Genomic DNA, 18,658 nt, shown 5'->3' with positions numbered 1-18,658 from the left:
ATTGCAGCACGCTTTTAGATAGACAAAAAACGCGCGGAACAATGTTCACACGCGTTTCTTATTAGGAAAAATATATATTGAAAAAATAAACGAGTTGTTATCTCCTCAAAATAAGAAACCGCATCAACATCTCCAAATAGCTCTCCATAAAATAAATCTTATGACAGTACTACATTTATTCAATGCAGTCCCAATATATGAATAAGATGGTTATTCTTATATTTCGGCAATAGTCCCTTTCAACCTATGATCACAGATTCCATTAAATCTCCCATAGCTTACTCTTTCCTATCGCGGCCTCTACCTTTGAGAGTAGATGAGGTAAGTCTATTTAATTTTCAAACATCTAATTGTTGCTATTAACAATACCAAAGGACCATTTTATTTGTCAAACAATTTTTTATATTGTTTTTTTACAGTTTAGTTTCGTATCATTTGGTAAGCGCTTTACTGAAATCTTTGTCACTTCCCATTCGCCTTCTTCGTTATTAAATGTAATCGTTACCTTCTCAAATGGTGGAGCAATTTTCCCAGCAACACGTTCATACTTTGTCACTTCAATACTTGCTTGAAATAAATATGTACCGCTATACACTTTTTTTAAACTAATAATTTTAGGACATTGATAAGGTTTCAAACTTCCATATTGTTTTTCAATTGCTTTATTTATTTTTGGAAATAAAACAGAATAAAGTGCATCTTCCATAAGAGGTGCATCATATTGGGCTACCGACACACTCGGTGAAGTAAAAAGTATAACACTACTGCATGCTATAAAATATAATAATTTTCGCATTATAACCTCCGTATTATCACGCGATTCTTTCTGCGTACGATAATTATCATACATAGAAATTCTGTTTTATTGTCTCCCACCACTCTTTTTCTACTCGATTATTATAAAAAAGCCCACAACCTTCTTTTATTTTCGTATAATGATACTCATAGTATAATAATCATAATAACAAAGGACTGTTCGTATATATAAAATGAGTCGTTAAGCAAACTGACTCACAAGAACTGTCATGCTTTTTAGGAGAGGAGTATATTATGCTACAACATCTGTTTCCAAAACTGCGATTTGCACTCGTTGCAGTCGTTTTACTATGGATTAAAACATATATTGTGTACAAGCTAGCATTTGATATTAAAATTGATAATTTCTTTGAAGAATTCATGCTTTTTATCAATCCACTAGCTGCGTTACTTTTATTTTTCGGCTTAGCTTTACTTGCATCTAAGCACCGAAACCGAATTATAATTGGAATCAGTTTTATACTGTCATTTATTTTATTTGGAAACGCAATGTTTTATGGGTTCTATAACGATTTCGTTACTTTCCCGGTTTTATTCCAAACAAACAATATGGCTGATTTAGGGACAAGTATAAAAGAACTCTTTACGTACAAAACATTACTTTTATTTGCAGATGCAATTATTTTAATGTTTATTTCACGTAAATTCCCATCATTTGGCGACAAAACACCACTTTCCCGCTCAGAGAAGCGAACTTTCTTTAGCGGTGTAACAGCTTTATTAGCACTACAAATTGTTGTATCAGTTATTTATAAACCACAAATGTTCTCGCGCTCATTTGACCGTCAAACTGTCGTGAAGAATTTAGGTTTATACACATACCATCTATTTGATATTACGCTTCAATCCAAGTCTTCAGCTGAGCGTGTATTTGCAAGTGGGGATGGGTTTTCTGAAATTAAAAACTATACAGACTCAAAAGACAAACAAGTTGATAAAAACTTATTTGGAGCTGCAAAAGGTAAAAATGTAATTTTAATTTCAATGGAATCTACACAAAACTTTGTTATTAATAAAAAAATAAATGGAAAAGAAATTACACCATTTTTAAATGAATTTATTAAGGATAGTTTCTATTTCGATAACTTCTATCATCAAACTGGACAAGGCAAAACTTCTGATGCTGAATTTATCGTTGAAAACTCACTTTATCCGCTAGATCGTGGTTCTGTATTCTTTACTCATGCAACAAATGAATACACAGCGACACCAGAACAATTAAAGAAATACGGATATTCTTCTGCCGTCTTCCATTCAAACGATAAAACGTTTTGGAATCGGGATGTAATGTATCCTGCGCTTGGATATGATCGTTATTTTAATTTAAATGATTACGCAGGAACGGAGCAAATGTCTGTCGGTTGGGGATTAAAAGATAAAGAGTTCTTTGAACAATCTATTCCAAAGTTAAAATCTTTACCGCAACCGTTCTATACAAAATTTATTACATTAACAAATCATTTTCCGTTTCTTCTAAATCCGGAAGATCAATATGTTGATGAATTCAACTCGGAAAGTGGTGTTGTAAACCGCTACTTCCCAACTGTTCGTTACACAGATGAAGCTCTTAAATTATTTATTCAACAATTAAAAGAACAAGGATTATATGATAATTCCGTTATTGTCATTTATGGTGATCATTACGGTATTTCCGAAAATCATAACGCAGCTATGGCACAGTTCCTAGGAAAAGATACTATTACACCATTCGATTCTATGCAATTACAACGAGTCCCTCTTATTATTCATGTGCCTGGCCAAGAAGGAAAAGTTGTTTCTAAAGTATCCGGTCAAATTGATATTAAGCCAACGCTCCTTCATTTACTTGGTATTAAAACAAATAAATCCGTTGAATTTGGAACTGACTTATTTATTAAAGAGAAAGACCCGCTTATGGTAATGCGTGATGGTAGCTTTGTTTCTGAAGAGTATGTTTATACAAAAAATATGTGCTACAAAAGAAGTACGGGTGAAGAAGCTGACATGACGTTATGTCAGCCGTATATTGAAAAAGCAAAAACAGAATTAAAACTCTCCGATAAATTAATTTATGGAGATTTATTACGCTTCGATCCTAATAATCGATATAAAACCGGAACGATGACAACGAAATTTGAATAGTAAAGGAAGCAACTTTATACAAGTTGCTTCCTCTTTTTATTTTCACTTAATTTTCGAACCATCCTTCTATGAAATCTTTCACAAATTGGTAATTTCTTTCGTATGAGGAATAAATTTATGGTATGATAAAATAAGTAAACTTTCATACACTAATTAAGAATTTATTACAGAAAGCAAGGGATCAGATTTTGTATAGAGCAGCTATTCCAAACTTATTTACGCTCGGAAATTTATATAGCGGATTTTTATCAATCGGCTATGCATCTTTAGGATATTATAAATCAGCTGCTATTTTAGTACTTATCGGGATGATGTTAGATAGTCTTGATGGTCGTGTTGCTCGTTTATTACGTGTTGATTCACAAATGGGAAAAGAGCTCGACTCGCTTGCAGATGTCGTAACATTTGGTGCAGCACCAGCTGTTTTAATGTATTACACATCTTTCTCAAACTACGGAATCATCGGATTATACATAGCGGGATTATTCCCTCTTTTCGGAGCATATCGTTTAGCACGATTTAATGTAACACCATCTTCTACTTCAATGAAATATTTCACTGGAGTACCGATTACAGCAGCGGGAGGGCTTGTTGCTTTCTTAACATTATTTTCACATACCATTCCAAAAATCGTTCTTATTACCGTATTTGTAACGTTCGCATTTTTAATGGTGAGCCGCATTCGTATCCCGAGTTTAAAAGATGTACCAATTCCACGATATAGCATCATTATTACACTATTTTTAGTTGGAATCATTATTACAATGTATCAAACAGGATTTGGAAATTTTTCTGTTTTCTTATTCATTGCCATTCCACTATATATTTTGTACATGTTATCTCAATTCATTAGACAAAGACCGTCTAAAAAAGCCAATAAAGAAAAATAAGAAAACCTTCCGAGTCCGGAAGGTTTCTTTTTATTTTGTAACTAATACCTTTTGATTTACAGGTGTTACTGGCTCTTCGCCGTTTAATACAGCTAAAATATTTCTGACAGCCATTTCAGCCATCGCATCACGAGTTTCAAATGTTGCATTCCCTACGTGTGGAGCAAGTACTACATTCTTTAATTCTTTTAGCTCTTCTGTAATTTTCGGTTCAAATTCAAACACGTCAAGAGCTGCTCCTTCAATTTCATTCGTTTTTAATGCATGAGCAAGTGCTGCTTCATTCATAATTGGTCCACGTGAAGCATTTACAATATACGCTGTTTTCTTCATCATTTTAAACTGCTCTTCATCAATCATATGATGTAATTTCGGATTATAAGCACAGTTAATTGTAATAAAGTCTGCTGTTTGTAATAATTCTTCCAACGTCACATACGTTGCTCCCAGTTCACTTTCAGCTTCAAGCTTACGATTTGGCCCTGTATATAAAACATCCATTCCAAATGCTTTCGCACGTTTTGCAACAGCCTTCCCGATTTCTCCAAGACCTATAATTCCGATTGTCTTACCATGGACTTCTCGTCCTAAGAAAAATAACGGTGCCCATCCGTTAAATCCAGTCGTACGACATAACGTATCCCCTTCAGGAATTCTACGCGCCGCTGCTAAAAGAAGTGCAAATGTTAATTCTGCAGTCGCTTCCGTTGATACTTTCGGTGTATTCGTAACTGCAATTCCTTTTTCGCCCGCATACGTGTAATCAATATTGTCGTAACCAGCACCATAGTTTGCAACAATCTTTAAATGAGGCGCTGCATCAATAACTTCTTTTGGCACCTTTGTCGAAAGTAAACTTAACAATGCATCTTTATCTTTTACACGCTCTGTTAATTCATCTATAGAAATTAACTCCTCTTTATTGTACATTTCTACATTATGATCTTTTAATAGTTCTAATCCAATTTCCGGAATTTTTCCCGCTACTAATATTTTTGCCACTACTAACACCTCTTCTATAGAAAATAAGACATCTCTTATATTTCATTGTAAGAAATCCACATATAAAAACCAAGGAATTTGATTATAGTTTTGAAAATCGACACTTTTCCATGAAAAAAGAGGAGATGCAACTCTCCCCTCTTCTTACGCTTTTTCCTGCGATTCTTTTCCAAGCTTCACATCAATAGTTCCTTCTGCAACCGTATCGCTAATTTGCTCCTCAATAACCGATTGAGATGCAGCATTCGTTTCAGAAGTATAAGCTTGTTGCTGTGCACCTTGTACATTTTGTTTGTTTTGTTGTTTCGCCATTTCTTACCCTCCTTTTCATTCTTTCTTATTTTGAACAAAAAGGACAGTTTTCATCAAAAAATTGCGTTTCATTTTGAATTTGTTACTTCTTCTTCAAGCGACCTCATTACTCTTGCTCGCTTCGTAAATGTTGCAACCTGAGTAACACCGTGAGCTCGTAATGTTTGTATATTTTCTTGTACATAATTCCCTAAATCATTTGGGTAATGGGCATCCGAAGAAATCGTAATTGGAACACCATACTTAGCTAATACTTGTAAATATAGTGGACTTGGGCACATTTCACGAACAGGATAACGATAGTATAATCCTGCATTTATTTCTGTTGCCGTATTCGTTTCTACTAATGCACAGGCAATTTCCTCATAATAAGAAAGCTGTTCATTCTCATCCAATCGATAATTAAATACCTTTATATTATCAAGATGAGCGATAATATCAAATAACTCGGTACGAATCGCACTCTCAACTGTTTTAAAAAACATATCATATAACGCGCGTAGGTCATGCACCTCAAAATATTCTTTCGTATCTGGATTATCAAATCCCCAGCCATTTAGAAAATGAACGGAACCAATTACATAATCAAAGTCTCCTAGCGCTAATAATTCTTTTAACTCTCCTTCACAACCAATAAAATAATCCGCTTCAATTCCAAGTTTAAGTGTGACACCTCTTTTCCCCCATCGTTCTTTCGCCTCTTCAATTGCCTTTGTAAAATCATACAGTGAAACTACCCTTACTTGATCTAACCATTCTTTCTGTATACGACCGAGCTTAGAATCACTAATATCTACATATTTTTCATAATATCCTTTTGCTTCATGAAAACGATATAGATGATCAACAATTCCCACTTCTTTTATTCCTTTTCGCACAGCTTCTTCTAAATATAGATCTATCCATTCTGTTGTAAATGGCCCTTCCTTCACACGCTTTTGCAAACGCTCTTGTGTTTTCATAAGCCAATCAATAGAATGTCTTTCTTGAAGCGGTTCATAACATTCCAACGCTTCATTTATTTTAGCAAGCCATCCTATTGAATACGGTCCTTCTTCTAAGTGAAGATGATAATCTACTTTCATATACATTCCCCCTTATAATGTATCTATTTCCCTTCTATCCCCAACTCTCGAAAGCTTTCCATTTCGTTCTTTCACCTCTCGCATCACATCTTCCAATGCAATATTTTTTTCAGCTAATAAAACGAAACAGTGATAAAATACATCAACCATTTCTTTCACTACTTCTTCTTTATCATTATTTTTACATGCGATAATTACTTCAGCACACTCTTCACCAATCTTCTTTAAAATTTTATCTTCTCCTTTTGAAAATAAATAATTTGTATACGATTCAGGAAGTGGGCTTCCCTTTCGTTCTTCAATTGTTTTATACAGCAACTTAAAGGCATTTTCCATATGTATCCCCCTATATAATTTGATAGTGAAAACATGTCTTCTCTCCCGTATGACAAGCAGGTCCTACTTGTTTCACATTCACAACAATTGAATCTTGATCACAATCTAAATATAAAGATTGTACATATTGAACATTCCCTGATGTTTCCCCCTTATTCCATAACGACTGCCTCGAACGAGAATAAAACCATGTTCTTTTCGTCTCTAACGTTTTTTTATATGCTTCTTCATTCATATAAGCTAGCATTAAAACGTCTTTCGTACCTTCTTCGATGACAATTGCCGGTATTAATCCTTTTGAAAAATTAGGTTTCATAACCGCACCTCAATATTTGCATCTCTTAATTTTCGCTTTACACTCTGCACTGTCGCCTCACCATAATGAAAGATGGATGCCGCTAACGCTGCATCAACCGTTGTCTTTTGAAAAACTTCTATAATATGATCCGTATGACCACAGCCTCCTGATGCGATGACTGGAATAGAAACACTTTTTGAAATTTCTTCTGTTAAACGAAGGTCATATCCGCTTTCCGTTCCATCTGCATCCATACTCGTTAACAAAATTTCACCTGCCCCAAGTTTAACAACACGCTTCGCCCATTCTATGGCATCCATTCCTGTGTCAACTCTTCCGCCGTTGACATATACGTTCCATTTACCTTCTGCTACTTTTCTAGCATCAATTGCCACGACAATACATTGTGATCCAAAGTGTTCTGCCCCTTCTTCTATTAACTTCGGGTTTCGCACTGCCGCTGAGTTTATTGAAACTTTGTCTGCCCCAGCTCTTAGTAAATTGTACATATCTTTCACACTTGATATCCCCCCGCCAACCGTAAGAGGAATAAATACTTTTGCTGCTGTTTTTTCTACAACATCTATAATCGTTTTTCTTCCTTCATGAGTCGCCGTAATATCTAAAAATACGATTTCATCTGCCCCTGCCTCGTTATATGCTTCAGCTATTTCAACCGGATCACCGACATCTTGTAATCCTATAAAATTTACACCCTTTACGACTCGCCCTTCTTTCACATCTAGACATGGAATAATTCGTTTCGCTAACATAACTTCGTTACCTGTAATACTTCTTCTAAATCAATCGTTTTCTCGTAAAGCGCCTTTCCAATTATGACACCATATATATTCATATCATTTAACTTTTTCACATCTTGAATAGATGCCACTCCTCCAGAGGCGATGAGACGAATGCCCACACTTTTTTGAAGTATCGCTAATTGTTCAAAATTTGGACCTGCAAGCGTCCCGTCTTTCGAAATGTCTGTAAACACAATCGTTTGAACACCTAAACTTTCCATTTGTTTCGCTAAACTAACGTAAGAAATTTCAGATAGATCAAGCCAACCTCTCGTTGCTACGAAACCATTTTTCGCATCAATTCCAACAATGATTTTCTCTTTATATAGACGAACTGCTTCCTCTAAAAATGACTTATCATAAAGAGCTGCTGTTCCTAAAATCACTTTTTCTACACCTGCTGACAATAACTTCTCCACCGTTACAAGTGAACGAATTCCTCCTCCCACTTGCACAGGAATACGTACCGCCTTGCAGATTTTTTCAATGACGGGCAAATTTAAAGACTCGCCAGCAATTGCACCGTCTAAATCAACAATGTGTAGTATTTCCGCTCCAAGCTTTTCAAATATGATCGCCTGCGCTACTGGATCTTCATTCATCACCGTTTCTTTACTAAACTCTCCTTGATAAAGTCTAACGCATCGTCCTTCTTTTAAATCGATAGCTGGGAAGATTTCCATGCTTCTACCACCCCTTGAAAATTTTTTAATATTTGCATGCCAATTTCGCCACTTTTTTCTGGATGAAACTGTGCACCAAATACATTTCCTTTCGCGACAAACCCTGGTACTTGCATTCCATAATCACTTACTCCGCATACAATTTCATCTGGACAATCCGCGTAATATGAGTGAACATAATACACGAAAGAACCATCCACTAATCCATTCCAAAGCGGAAATTCTCTTTCCTTCCTTAATTCATTCCATCCCATATGAGGAATTTTATACGAAACTTTTAACTTACGAATTTCCCCTGGTAGTAAACCTAACCCGCTACAATCTTTTAGTTCCTCACTTCGTTCAAATAAAAGCTGCATGCCCAAACATATACCGAGGAGTGGTTTTCCTATATCACAAACCTCTTTTAGTACACACACTAAATCTCTTTCTTCTAATACGTCCATCGCTTTCGGAAATGCACCTACTCCCGGTAAAATCACGCCATCGCTTCTCAATATCTCTTTTTTATCACTCGTTACAATGTACTCTGCGCCAATATATTTTAATGCTTGCTCTACACTGCGAATATTCCCCATTCCATAATCTATAATGGCAATCAATTACAACATTCCTTTCGTTGAATTTACACCAGTAATGTTGGCATTTTTTTCGACCGCTTCTCTAAGCGCTCTACCAAAAGCTTTAAATAATGCTTCAATTTTGTGATGTGTATTACTTCCGTATAGAACGCGCGCATGTAATGTAATATTGGCAGCATGTGCAACTGCTCTAAAAAATTCTTCCGTCAATTCTGTATCAAAATCCCCGAGCTTCGGATTTGTTAATTCCCCTTGAAATACACAATATGAGCGTCCACTTATATCAATTGCGACAAATCCTAAAGATTCATCCATCGGTACATACGCAGAACCGTAACGATTAATTCCCTCTTTGTTTTGCAATGCTTCTTTCAAGCAATTTCCGAGTACAATTCCAACATCTTCAACGGTGTGATGTGCATCGACAAATACATCACCTTCTGCTTCAACCTGCAATCCAAATCTTCCATGTCTAGCAAATAAAGTAAGCATATGATCGAAAAAACCAACCCCTGTTTGAATAGATACATTTGTACTTTCATCAAGCTGCAAATTTAATTTAATTTTTGTTTCTGTCGTCTCACGTGCTTGACTGGACTGACGCATTATTTTTCCTCCTCAAACCTTATTTGGATTGCTCTCGCATGTGCATGTAACCCTTCTTTATTTGCAAGCTCTACAATATGATGCTGTACATTTTTTAATGCTTCCTCCGTATAAGAAATAAAACTTGATTTTTTCACGAAATCATCGACTGATAACGGAGAAAAAAATCTTGCCGTTCCGCTCGTTGGTAATACATGATTCGGTCCCGCTAAATAATCCCCGAGCGGTTCAGGTGAATATGGCCCAAGGAAAATAGAGCCTGCATGTTTCACATAATCTAGAGCATTCATTGGTTCTTTTATATGTAACTCTAAATGTTCTGGAGCAATTTCATTTGATAACTTTAGCGCCTCCTCTAAAGAAGGAACGATAAAGATGGCTCCATTTCTATTTATTGATTCACGTGCAATTTCACTTCTTGGTAACGTTTCTAACTGTCTTTCTACCTCTTTTTCTACTTCTTTAGCTAGTTCCATATTCGTTGTAATACAAATCGCCGTTGCTCTCTCATCATGCTCTGCTTGCGATAATAAATCCGCTGCGATATATTTTGCATTACCTGTTTCATCCGCGACAACTACAATTTCTGATGGACCAGCAATCATATCGATATTTACTATTCCGTATACTTCTCGTTTCGCTAGAGCGACGTACAAATTTCCCGGTCCAACTATTTTATCCACTTTCGGAATCGATTCCGTCCCGTATGCTAAAGCAGCAATTGCTTGTGCGCCACCTATCGTATAAATTTCATCTACTCCCGCAAGATCTGCAGCAGCTAATATATGTGGATCAATTCCTCCTTTCCTCGGCGGTGTTACCATTACAATCTTTTTCACACCTGCGAGTTTCGCCGGCAATACATTCATTAATACTGAAGAAGGATATGAGGCTGTCCCACCCGGTACATATACACCTACATTTTCTAACGGCCGAATGAGTTGCCCTCTAATTATCCCTTTACTTTCACAATCGAATATTGAGTGCTTCTTTTGCTTTTCGTGATACGAAACAACGTTTTTCTTCGCCTCTTTTAAAGCTTCTAAAAATGAATTCTCTACAAACATACTCGCTTGCTGTATTTCTTCTTCACTTACACGAAAATTTTTCATCTCTACACCATCAAACTTTTTTGTATAGAAAGATAAAGCCTCATCTTTCCCTTCCCTTACATGTCTAATGATTTCTCTTACACTTCTTTGAACAGTTTCTTCTATTATATTAGCGTTTTCTCTTAGCACTTTTATTTTAGATAATGCCTCCTTAAATTCTTCATAAATGATTTCCATTTTAAATCCTCCTATTTCCCTGATAAGATTTCTTGCTCCATCACATTTATAATGCTGAATATTTCGTCTTTTTTAGTTTTTAAGGCTGCCTTATTTACAATCATCCGAGCCGATATAAAGTACATTTCCTCAAATACAATGAGTCCATTCTCTTGTAATGTTTTTCCTGTTTCAACAATATCTACAATCGCATCTGCCAATCCAAGAAGAGGAGCGATTTCTACAGAACCTTCTATCTTAATAATTTCTACATCCTCTCCCTTATCATGAAAATAAGTAGAAGTAATATGGGGGTATTTCGTAGCGATTCTTTTCTTCCGGTAACTCTTCGGATTATACGTAGGAATAGAAGCAACACAAAACTTACAAATCCCCACTCCTAAATCCAGCATTTCATAAATATCTTTCTCGTTTTCCATTAAAATATCTTTTCCAACGATGCCAATATCAGCTACCCCATGTTCTACATAAGTAGCAACATCAACCGCTTTTACTAAAATAAATGAAACATTTGTATTTTTACTTTGAAATACAAGCTTCCGACCTTTATTTTTGAGCTCGGAACAATCAATTCCAATCTGCTCAAAAAGTGGAATGACATGTTTTTCTAATCTTCCTTTCGTTAACGCAATTTGAATGTTACGCATGAAGCCTCTCCTTCTTTCTGGACTACCCATTTCTCATTCCATACATATTCCACTAAGTATTCATTCTTTGCCTCAACGACCGTTCCTATTTTATTTTTTCTTGCAAATTGAAAGGTATCGCTTAAATTAGAGAATAGAGATAACCAAGCATTTTTCCCATCCTTTCGAAGTAAATTTCGTAACCTTTCTGCTTCCGCTAATCTATTTAACTCATAATGAATCACAATATCAATTTGATTTCGTTCATATGGTTCTTGCTGCTCTTGCAGCGCCTTCACAATTTGATTTACTTGTACCGCGAGTCCAACAGCTGGCAGCATTTCTCCAAAATTCCCAATTAGCTCATCGTATCTTCCGCCACTAACGATTTCTTCTCCAATTTCATATATATATCCTTTGAAAATAACACCCGTATAGTAATCTAAGTGTTGAATCATGCCCAAATCAATTGATATGTAAGAACCATATCCTAACGTTTCAATTGTTTCATACATTTCTTTTACTCTTGCAATTGCCATTTTCATTTCATTACTTGAAGCAAGCTTTTCTGCCTCCTCAATAACTTCTAAATTTCCAAATAGCCTTGGTAATTTCTCAAGTAATCTTACTGTCTCATCGCATCGATCTAATTTCTTTTCTCCGATAAAATTTGAGAGGGCAGCATAATTTTTACTTTCTATATACGTTCTAAGTACTCTTTCTTCTTCATCATGGATGGAGAGCTTTTTTACAATACATTTATATAACTGTACTTGCCCAATCTCAATTGTAAAAGATTGCACATTCAACTTTTGAAGTGCTTGAATGACACTTATTACACATTCAATTTCAGCTCTTACATTATCAATCCCGATAACTTCAATACCACTTTGTACGATTTCATTATATTTTCCAGAATGGGATTCATTCGCTCGAAATACATTCCCGCTATACGTCACTTTAAGTGGCGTATCCCATCTCTGTGTTCCAATCACTCTTGCTAAAGGAATTGTCATATCTGGACGTAAAACGATAATCCTTCCCTTTTCATCAAAAAATTTATACATCTTCTCTTCATCTATCGGTCTATTTTGAAATGCAAAAACATCATAAAATTCAATTGTAGGTGTTCTTATTTCCTCATAACCTCTCTCTAAAAAAGTAAGCCTTAATTTTTGCTCCACTTCTTCAATTAACGTACATTCTTCAAATAAATAATCTCTCGTTCCATTCGGGTTTGCTCGTTTCCATTTTGTCATCTAAATTTTCACACCTTTCCCCTTCTAATGTATGCCTATTTCATTCCCCTAAGCCGAAAATAAAAAGAGCCTTGTAGACAAAATACCTACAAGGCTCTTCAGTAGAGTGTAGGTACAACGGGAATAACCCTTGTACCTACACGTTTTCACGCTAGGTTCAAGGGTTTCATGTATGATGATGTAGTTGTGTAAGCATTGTAATAGATTTTATTGTATTCATAATACTTACTCCCTTTCTCCTCTGATTTTCACATAGTATATAACAGTTAATTTTGAATGTAAATACATTTTTAATATTCCGTCACTTTTTTTAATGTAAAGCCACTTTTCTTTCATACTCTTTTATTTCTTGTTCATATTGCATTGTAATACTAATTTCATCTAAACCATTCAATAACTTCTCTTTCCACATTTTCTCGATTGTAAAATGGAATCTATGCATATTCGTTATAATTATTTCATTTTCTAAATCAACTGTAATTTGTTCCCTCGCATCTGTTTTTGCAAGTTGTTCACGCATATCTTTATCCATTACAATCGGTAACATGCCATTCTTCATACAATTCATATAAAAGATATCGGCAAATCCTCCAGCGATAATAACGCGGAAACCATAATCAGCAAGTGCCCATGGAGCATGTTCTCTAGACGAGCCACATCCAAAATTATCACCTGTGATTAATATGCTAGCTCCTTTTCTTTCTTGTGCATTAAGCGGGAAATTAGGGTTTTCTTGGCGATTATTATCATATCGCCACTCATCAAATAAAAACTTCCCAAACCCAGTTCTTTCAATTCTCTTTAAATATTGCTTCGGAATAATTTGATCTGTATCAATGTTATCATTCATCAGTACTGCGGCAGTACCTTTATGAATACGAAATGGCTCCATCATAACTCTCCTTTCTAATATCAACAAAATGACCGTATAACGCAGCCGCTGCCGCCATTGCCGGGCTAACTAAATGCGTTCGTGCTCCCTTTCCTTGTCTTCCTTCAAAATTGCGATTGGACGTAGAGGCACAATGTTCTCCTTCAGGCACTTGATCTGGATTCATACCTAGACACATTGAGCATCCGGGCTCTCTCCATTCAAATCCAGCTTCTTCAAATATGCGATGTAATCCTTTATGCATCGCTGCTTCTCTTACCCTTTGAGATCCAGGTACAACAAGTGCTCGCACACCTTCTTTTACTTTTTTACCTTTCACGACAGATGCAGCAATTTCTAAGTCAGAAAGCCTGGAATTTGTACAAGATCCAATGAAAACATGTTGAACTGGAATGTCATACGTACTTTGTCCGGGACTCAATCCCATATAAGAAAACGCTCTTTCATCATTTGCATCATGCTTTTCTGGCAATTTCTCATCGATCCGAACACCCATACTAGGATTTGTTCCCCACGTAACGTACGGCGCTAAATCCGTAACATCTACTAGAATATGTAAATCATAAACTGCATCTAAATCTGTATAAAGTTCTGACCATTTTTCCTTAATAGATTCATAGTCTTTAGGTGCATATTTACGTCCTTTTACGTAAGCAAACGTTTTTTCATCTGGTGCAATAATGCCAGCCTTTGCTCCCCCTTCAATTGCCATATTGCAAAGCGTCATCCTCTCTTCCATATCCATAGCATGAATGGCCTCTCCGTAAAATTCCATTACGTAACCTGTTCCAACTGCTACTCCGTACTTTGAAAGAAGGTGTAAAATAATATCTTTCGCATAGACACCTTGCGGTAACTTTCCTTTTAACTCAATGCCCATCGCTTTCGGCTTTCGTTGCCATAACGTTTGCGTTGCCAATACATGTTCCACTTCACTCGTACCAATACCAAACGCTAGTGCGCCAAAAGCACCGTGTGTTGCTGTATGACTATCACCACAAACAATCGTTTTTCCTGGCTGTGTGAGTCCAAGTTCTGGTCCTATTACATGAACGATCCCTTGCTCTTCATCTCCAATATCCGCTAATGGCACCTGAAATTGTTTACAGTTTTGCCGAAGTGTATCTAGTTGCTGCTTCGCAATGCGGTCGGTAATATTCCAAACATCTTTCGTTGGAATATTATGATCCATCGTTGCAAATGTTAAATCTGGTCTGCGGACTGTTCGATTTGTAAGCCGCAAGCCTTCAAAGGCTTGCGGTGACGTTACTTCATGAACAAGATGTAGATCGATATATAATAAATCCAATCCATTTTCATTAGTCGCAACTACATGTCTTTCCCAAAGCTTATCTAGTAACCTTTTTCCCATTATCTTCCTCTCCCTACTAACGCTTGCTCTTCCATTTCTTGAATAACTGCCTTTGTAAATGAAGTTGTCGTTTCAGTCCCCCCGATATCTGCTGTACATTTCCCTGATTTAAGGACTGCAGAAACTGCTTCTTCAATTGCATCTCCTTCTCTCGTTAATCCGAACGATTGCCCAAGCATCATTGCAACAGAACGCATCATCGCAATTGGATTCGCCTTATTTTTCCCCGCAATATCCGGTGCTGATCCGTGAATAGGCTCATATAATGAAGGTCCCTTTTCAGCGTGACTTGCTGATGGAAGCATTCCTAATGATCCAGCTAATACTGAAGCCTCATCACTTAAAATATCACCAAATAAATTTTCCGTTACAATAACGTCAAATCTTCCTGGATTCCGAATTAACTCCATAGCTGCTGCATCTACTAAAATGTGTTCTACTTCCACATTTGGGTAGCGAAGTGCTACTTCTTCTGTCACAGTTCTCCATAATTTACTAGACTCTAAAACATTCGCTTTATCAATAGATGTTACTTTTTTCTTCCGCTTATTTGCTAATTGAAAAGCATACGAAACGATACGTTCAATTTCATGGCGATGATACGTAAGTGTATCTGTCGCCACTTCTTCCGTTCGCTCTTTCGGATAAGAAAAATAAATTCCGCCTGTTAATTCACGAACGACAACGAAATCAATTTCATCAGCGTTTTTTAATGGTGATAAATGTGCAGTTGCACTTTCTACCGTTACAGGGCGAACATTCGCAAATACACCGAGTCCTTTTCTTAATGCTAATAATCCTTTCTCAGGCCTTTCTTTCGCACTATCCCACCTTGGTCCACCTACTGCGCCAAGTAAAACCGCATCACTCGCTAAACAGGCGGCAAGTGTTCGCTGTGGTAATGGTTGCCCAGTTAAATCGATAGCAATACCACCAAAGTACTCATCTTGCAAATGAAAATGATGTCCATATAGCCTTTCTACCATATGCAATACTTCCTTCGCACTCTCCATTACTTCTGGACCGACACCATCACCAGCTAAACAAACGATACGTTTTTCCATTTTTAACACTCCTTTTAACTGAATTTTCAGAACTTTAATTTGATAGGTGAGGAAAGCTTCTCTCACCTATCAATTATTTATTTCACAAGCGCTATAAGAGATTTTAATTTCCCTGCTGCATGGACATAAGCTCTCGCCGACGCTTCCAATACGTCTTGCGCAACTCCGAAACCTGATATTTGGTGACTACCTTCTTTTAATTCAACATGAACGTGAGCAAGTGCATCTTGACCTTGTGTAATAGATTGTATGCGATAATCTGCCAATTCACATTCTAATCCTAAAATTCTTTGAATCGCATTGTATATCGCTTCAATACTACCAGAACCAGTGGCTGCATCTTCATATACATTTCCTTCCTCATCCTTCAGCACAACTGTTGCGCATTGTGTACTATTTGATACGAAATGCACTTGTAATTGCGTAATGTTATATTGCTGGGCTGCAAATGCTGCTTCACCAAGCATAATTGCGCGTAAATCTTCCTCAGTAATTTCCTTTTTACGATCCGCCAATTTTTTAAATGCTTCGAATGCCGCATCTCGCTCTTCATTTGTAAATTCATAACCAAGCTCTTTCATTTTTTCCGTAAACGCATGACGGCCAGAATGTTTCCCAAGTACAAAGAGATTTTGAGATTCTCCTATAAGCGCTGGTTCGATAATTTCATAAGTTGTTACTTCTTTTAAAACCCCATCTTGGTGGATGCCTGATTCATGAGCAAATGCATTCGCTCCAACGATTGCTTTATTTTTCGGTACAACCATACCCGTTAACCTGCTTACTAATGTACTCGTCGCCTTAATTTCTTTTAAAGTCATCGAAGGTTCTGCTTTATAAAAATCTTTTCTAATATGAAGAGCTACTGCAACTTCTTCTAACGCTGCATTCCCTGCTCTTTCTCCAATGCCATTAATCGTTCCTTCTACTTGCACTGCTCCCCCTTCAACCGCAGCTAACGAATTTGCTACTGCCATACCAAGATCATCGTGACAATGACAAGAAAAAATCGCTTTTTCATATGATGGAACGGATTCTTGTAAGTATTTAAAAAGAGAATAATACTCTTCCGGATTTGTATATCCAACTGTATCCGGAATATTAATTACATTCGCTCCTGCTCGAATCGCAATTTCTACTGCTTCAGCTAAAAATGCTCTCGATGTTCTTGTCGCATCTTCTGCAGAAAATTGTACTGTCGGAAATAATGATTTTCCGAGCGTAACCGAGCGATGAATACTATTTAACACATCTTCTTTTGACATACAAAGTTTATATTTCATATGAATATCACTCGTAGCTAGAAATACGTGTAGACGAGGAGATACAGCGCCTCTCACAGCTTCATATGCTCTTCGAATGTCACTTTCTTTCGCTCTAGCTAAACTCATAACCGTAGCGTTTTGAATTGTATTCGCGATGCGTTTTACCGATTGGAAGTCACCTTCGGAAGCTGCCGCGAATCCAGCTTCCATTACATGAATACCAAGCCTCTCTAATTGCCTAGCAATTTGTAACTTCTCTTGTTCATTTAAATTTACTCCTGGTGATTGTTCGCCATCACGAAGCGTTGTATCCATGAACAAAATCTGCTTCATATTATTTAATCCCTACCTTTACTCGCGGCTGTACGAAAGGCATCATTTCACGTAATTTACGTCCTACTACTTCGATTTCATGTTCATTCTCTTTCTCATTTGTCGCGTGGAAATTTGGTCTTCCTGCTTTATGCTCTGCAATCCAGCCTCTTGCAAATGTACCATCTTGAATTTCTGCTAATACTGCCCCCATCGCTTTCTTCGTATCTTCAGTAACAACGCGTGGTCCTGATACGAAGTCTCCCCACTGCGCTGTATCTGAAACTGAATATCTCATATTTTCAAGTCCACCTTCATACATAAGGTCAACGATTAGCTTCAGTTCATGTAAACATTCAAAATATGCAAGTTCAGGCTGGTATCCCGCATCAACTAACGTTTCAAATCCTGCTTTTACAAGTGCAGTTACTCCGCCGCAGAGTACAGCTTGCTCTCCAAATAAATCTGTTTCTGTTTCTTCTTTAAACGTCGTTTCTAATACACCAGCTCTCGTTGCTCCAATTCCGTCAGCATAAGAAAGTGCTTTTTCAGTCGCAACTCCTGTTGCATCTTGATATACTGCAAATAATGCAGGAACAGCCCCTCCCTCGGCGAACGTACGGCGTACGAGATGCCCCGGTCCTTTTGGCGCTACTAGAAATACATCTACATTAGCTGGTGGTTTTACTTGATCAAAGTGAACATTAAATCCATGTGCGAACACGAGAGAGTTTCCAGCCTGTAAATTTGGTGCAATTTCAGCTTCATATACTTCTGGTTGTAATTCATCAGGTAATAGAATCATTACTACATCAGCTTTTTCCGCTGCTTCTGCTACTGTATATACAGAAAACCCATCTTCATTCGCTTTATCCCAAGACTTACCTTTTCTTAAACCTACTACTACATCAAATCCGTTATCACGTAAATTTTGCGCATGCGCATGACCTTGCGAGCCATATCCGATGATTGCTACTTTCTTTTCCTTTAATACATTTACTGTTACATCTTTCTCATAATAAACTTTTGCCATTTTCATTTCCCCC

The 18,658-nt window shown here is 36.8% G+C and carries 20 protein-coding genes and 1 riboswitch; of the genes, 2 read left to right on the top strand and 18 right to left on the bottom strand.

Annotation, left to right across the window (positions count from 1 at the left end):
* Window positions 1–129: 129 nt before the first annotated feature.
* A riboswitch (Lysine riboswitch) is annotated at window positions 130–311 on the bottom strand.
* Between the two features lie 89 nt (window positions 312–400).
* The gene (locus MR112_RS01075) at window positions 401–796 is read right to left on the bottom strand and encodes a DUF3888 domain-containing protein (RefSeq protein WP_001228823.1); all 396 of its coding nucleotides are present in this window, start codon (window positions 794–796) and stop codon (window positions 401–403) included.
* A gap of 254 nt (window positions 797–1,050) precedes the next feature.
* On the opposite strand from MR112_RS01075, the gene MR112_RS01070 reads away from it, so the two are divergent.
* Window positions 1,051–2,937, top strand: coding sequence for an LTA synthase family protein (locus MR112_RS01070; protein WP_242244727.1), 1,887 nt, complete (start codon window positions 1,051–1,053; stop codon window positions 2,935–2,937).
* Window positions 2,938–3,125: 188 nt separating this feature from the next.
* Entirely contained in the window at window positions 3,126–3,827 is a 702-nt protein-coding gene (pssA, locus tag MR112_RS01065) for a CDP-diacylglycerol--serine O-phosphatidyltransferase (RefSeq protein ID WP_000285417.1), read from the top strand.
* Window positions 3,828–3,857: 30 nt separating this feature from the next.
* On the opposite strand, the gene MR112_RS01060 is transcribed toward pssA, so the two are convergent.
* The 17 genes from MR112_RS01060 to ilvC all read right to left on the bottom strand — a co-directional run bounded on the left by MR112_RS01060 (window position 3,858) and on the right by ilvC (window position 18,645).
* A complete protein-coding gene (locus tag MR112_RS01060; RefSeq protein ID WP_001062858.1) occupies window positions 3,858–4,829 on the bottom strand; it encodes an NAD(P)-dependent oxidoreductase in 972 nt (323 codons plus the stop codon).
* Window positions 4,830–4,973: 144 nt separating this feature from the next.
* Window positions 4,974–5,141 carry a YozQ family protein gene (locus MR112_RS01055; protein WP_001118878.1) on the bottom strand — a complete coding sequence of 56 codons (168 nt, stop codon included), beginning with the start codon at window positions 5,139–5,141 and terminating at the stop codon, window positions 4,974–4,976.
* 68 nt (window positions 5,142–5,209) lie between these two features.
* Window positions 5,210–6,226: a histidinol phosphate phosphatase domain-containing protein gene (locus tag MR112_RS01050; protein ID WP_000861836.1), complete on the bottom strand. Its 1,017-nt coding sequence runs from the start codon at window positions 6,224–6,226 to the stop codon at window positions 5,210–5,212.
* Window positions 6,227–6,238: 12 nt separating this feature from the next.
* Window positions 6,239–6,562: a phosphoribosyl-ATP diphosphatase gene (hisE, locus tag MR112_RS01045; RefSeq protein ID WP_000426358.1), complete on the bottom strand. Its 324-nt coding sequence runs from the start codon at window positions 6,560–6,562 to the stop codon at window positions 6,239–6,241.
* A gap of 10 nt (window positions 6,563–6,572) precedes the next feature.
* Entirely contained in the window at window positions 6,573–6,878 is a 306-nt protein-coding gene (gene hisI, locus MR112_RS01040) for a phosphoribosyl-AMP cyclohydrolase (protein WP_000803956.1), read from the bottom strand.
* Window positions 6,875–7,633 carry an imidazoleglycerol phosphate synthase cyclase subunit gene (gene hisF / locus MR112_RS01035; RefSeq protein ID WP_242244726.1) on the bottom strand — a complete coding sequence of 253 codons (759 nt, stop codon included), beginning with the start codon at window positions 7,631–7,633 and terminating at the stop codon, window positions 6,875–6,877. The genes hisI and hisF overlap by 4 nt, the downstream gene beginning before the upstream one ends.
* Complete coding sequence (hisA, locus tag MR112_RS01030) at window positions 7,627–8,346, bottom strand: 1-(5-phosphoribosyl)-5-[(5-phosphoribosylamino)methylideneamino]imidazole-4-carboxamide isomerase (protein ID WP_000402298.1); 720 nt, start codon at window positions 8,344–8,346, stop codon at window positions 7,627–7,629. Before hisA ends, hisF begins: the two co-directional genes overlap by 7 nt.
* Window positions 8,319–8,948 (bottom strand): imidazole glycerol phosphate synthase subunit HisH, encoded by a 630-nt coding sequence (hisH, locus tag MR112_RS01025; protein WP_000560360.1) that lies wholly within the window; start codon window positions 8,946–8,948, stop codon window positions 8,319–8,321. The genes hisA and hisH overlap by 28 nt, the downstream gene beginning before the upstream one ends.
* The gene (hisB, locus tag MR112_RS01020; RefSeq protein ID WP_001249949.1) at window positions 8,949–9,533 is read right to left on the bottom strand and encodes an imidazoleglycerol-phosphate dehydratase HisB; all 585 of its coding nucleotides are present in this window, start codon (window positions 9,531–9,533) and stop codon (window positions 8,949–8,951) included. It lies immediately after the preceding gene.
* A complete protein-coding gene (hisD, locus tag MR112_RS01015; RefSeq protein ID WP_000402933.1) occupies window positions 9,533–10,822 on the bottom strand; it encodes a histidinol dehydrogenase in 1,290 nt (429 codons plus the stop codon). Before hisD ends, hisB begins: the two co-directional genes overlap by 1 nt.
* Before the next feature lie 11 nt (window positions 10,823–10,833).
* On the bottom strand, window positions 10,834–11,469 hold the full coding sequence (gene hisG / locus MR112_RS01010) for an ATP phosphoribosyltransferase (protein WP_242244725.1): 636 nt from the start codon (window positions 11,467–11,469) through the stop codon (window positions 10,834–10,836).
* Window positions 11,445–12,707: an ATP phosphoribosyltransferase regulatory subunit gene (locus MR112_RS01005; protein ID WP_000170300.1), complete on the bottom strand. Its 1,263-nt coding sequence runs from the start codon at window positions 12,705–12,707 to the stop codon at window positions 11,445–11,447. The genes hisG and MR112_RS01005 overlap by 25 nt, the downstream gene beginning before the upstream one ends.
* Window positions 12,708–13,017: 310 nt before the next feature.
* Window positions 13,018–13,599 (bottom strand): 3-isopropylmalate dehydratase small subunit, encoded by a 582-nt coding sequence (gene leuD, locus MR112_RS01000; RefSeq protein WP_000433187.1) that lies wholly within the window; start codon window positions 13,597–13,599, stop codon window positions 13,018–13,020.
* On the bottom strand, window positions 13,577–14,971 hold the full coding sequence (gene leuC / locus MR112_RS00995) for a 3-isopropylmalate dehydratase large subunit (protein WP_000518109.1): 1,395 nt from the start codon (window positions 14,969–14,971) through the stop codon (window positions 13,577–13,579). The genes leuD and leuC overlap by 23 nt, the downstream gene beginning before the upstream one ends.
* Window positions 14,971–16,035: a 3-isopropylmalate dehydrogenase gene (leuB, locus tag MR112_RS00990; RefSeq protein WP_000415363.1), complete on the bottom strand. Its 1,065-nt coding sequence runs from the start codon at window positions 16,033–16,035 to the stop codon at window positions 14,971–14,973. The genes leuC and leuB overlap by 1 nt, the downstream gene beginning before the upstream one ends.
* 77 nt (window positions 16,036–16,112) lie before the next feature.
* Window positions 16,113–17,633, bottom strand: a complete 1,521-nt coding sequence (gene leuA, locus MR112_RS00985; RefSeq protein WP_000809600.1) for a 2-isopropylmalate synthase — start codon at window positions 17,631–17,633, stop codon at window positions 16,113–16,115.
* 1 nt (window position 17,634) lies between these two features.
* Window positions 17,635–18,645, bottom strand: a complete 1,011-nt coding sequence (gene ilvC, locus MR112_RS00980; protein ID WP_001151740.1) for a ketol-acid reductoisomerase — start codon at window positions 18,643–18,645, stop codon at window positions 17,635–17,637.
* Window positions 18,646–18,658 lie beyond the last annotated feature (13 nt).

It is taken from the genome of Bacillus cereus group sp. BfR-BA-01330 (assembly GCF_022663885.1).
Classification (GTDB): domain Bacteria; phylum Bacillota; class Bacilli; order Bacillales; family Bacillaceae_G; genus Bacillus_A; species Bacillus_A cereus.
Note: the sequence above shows the minus strand (reverse complement) of the source record. Positions and strands in the feature narration are given on the sequence as shown.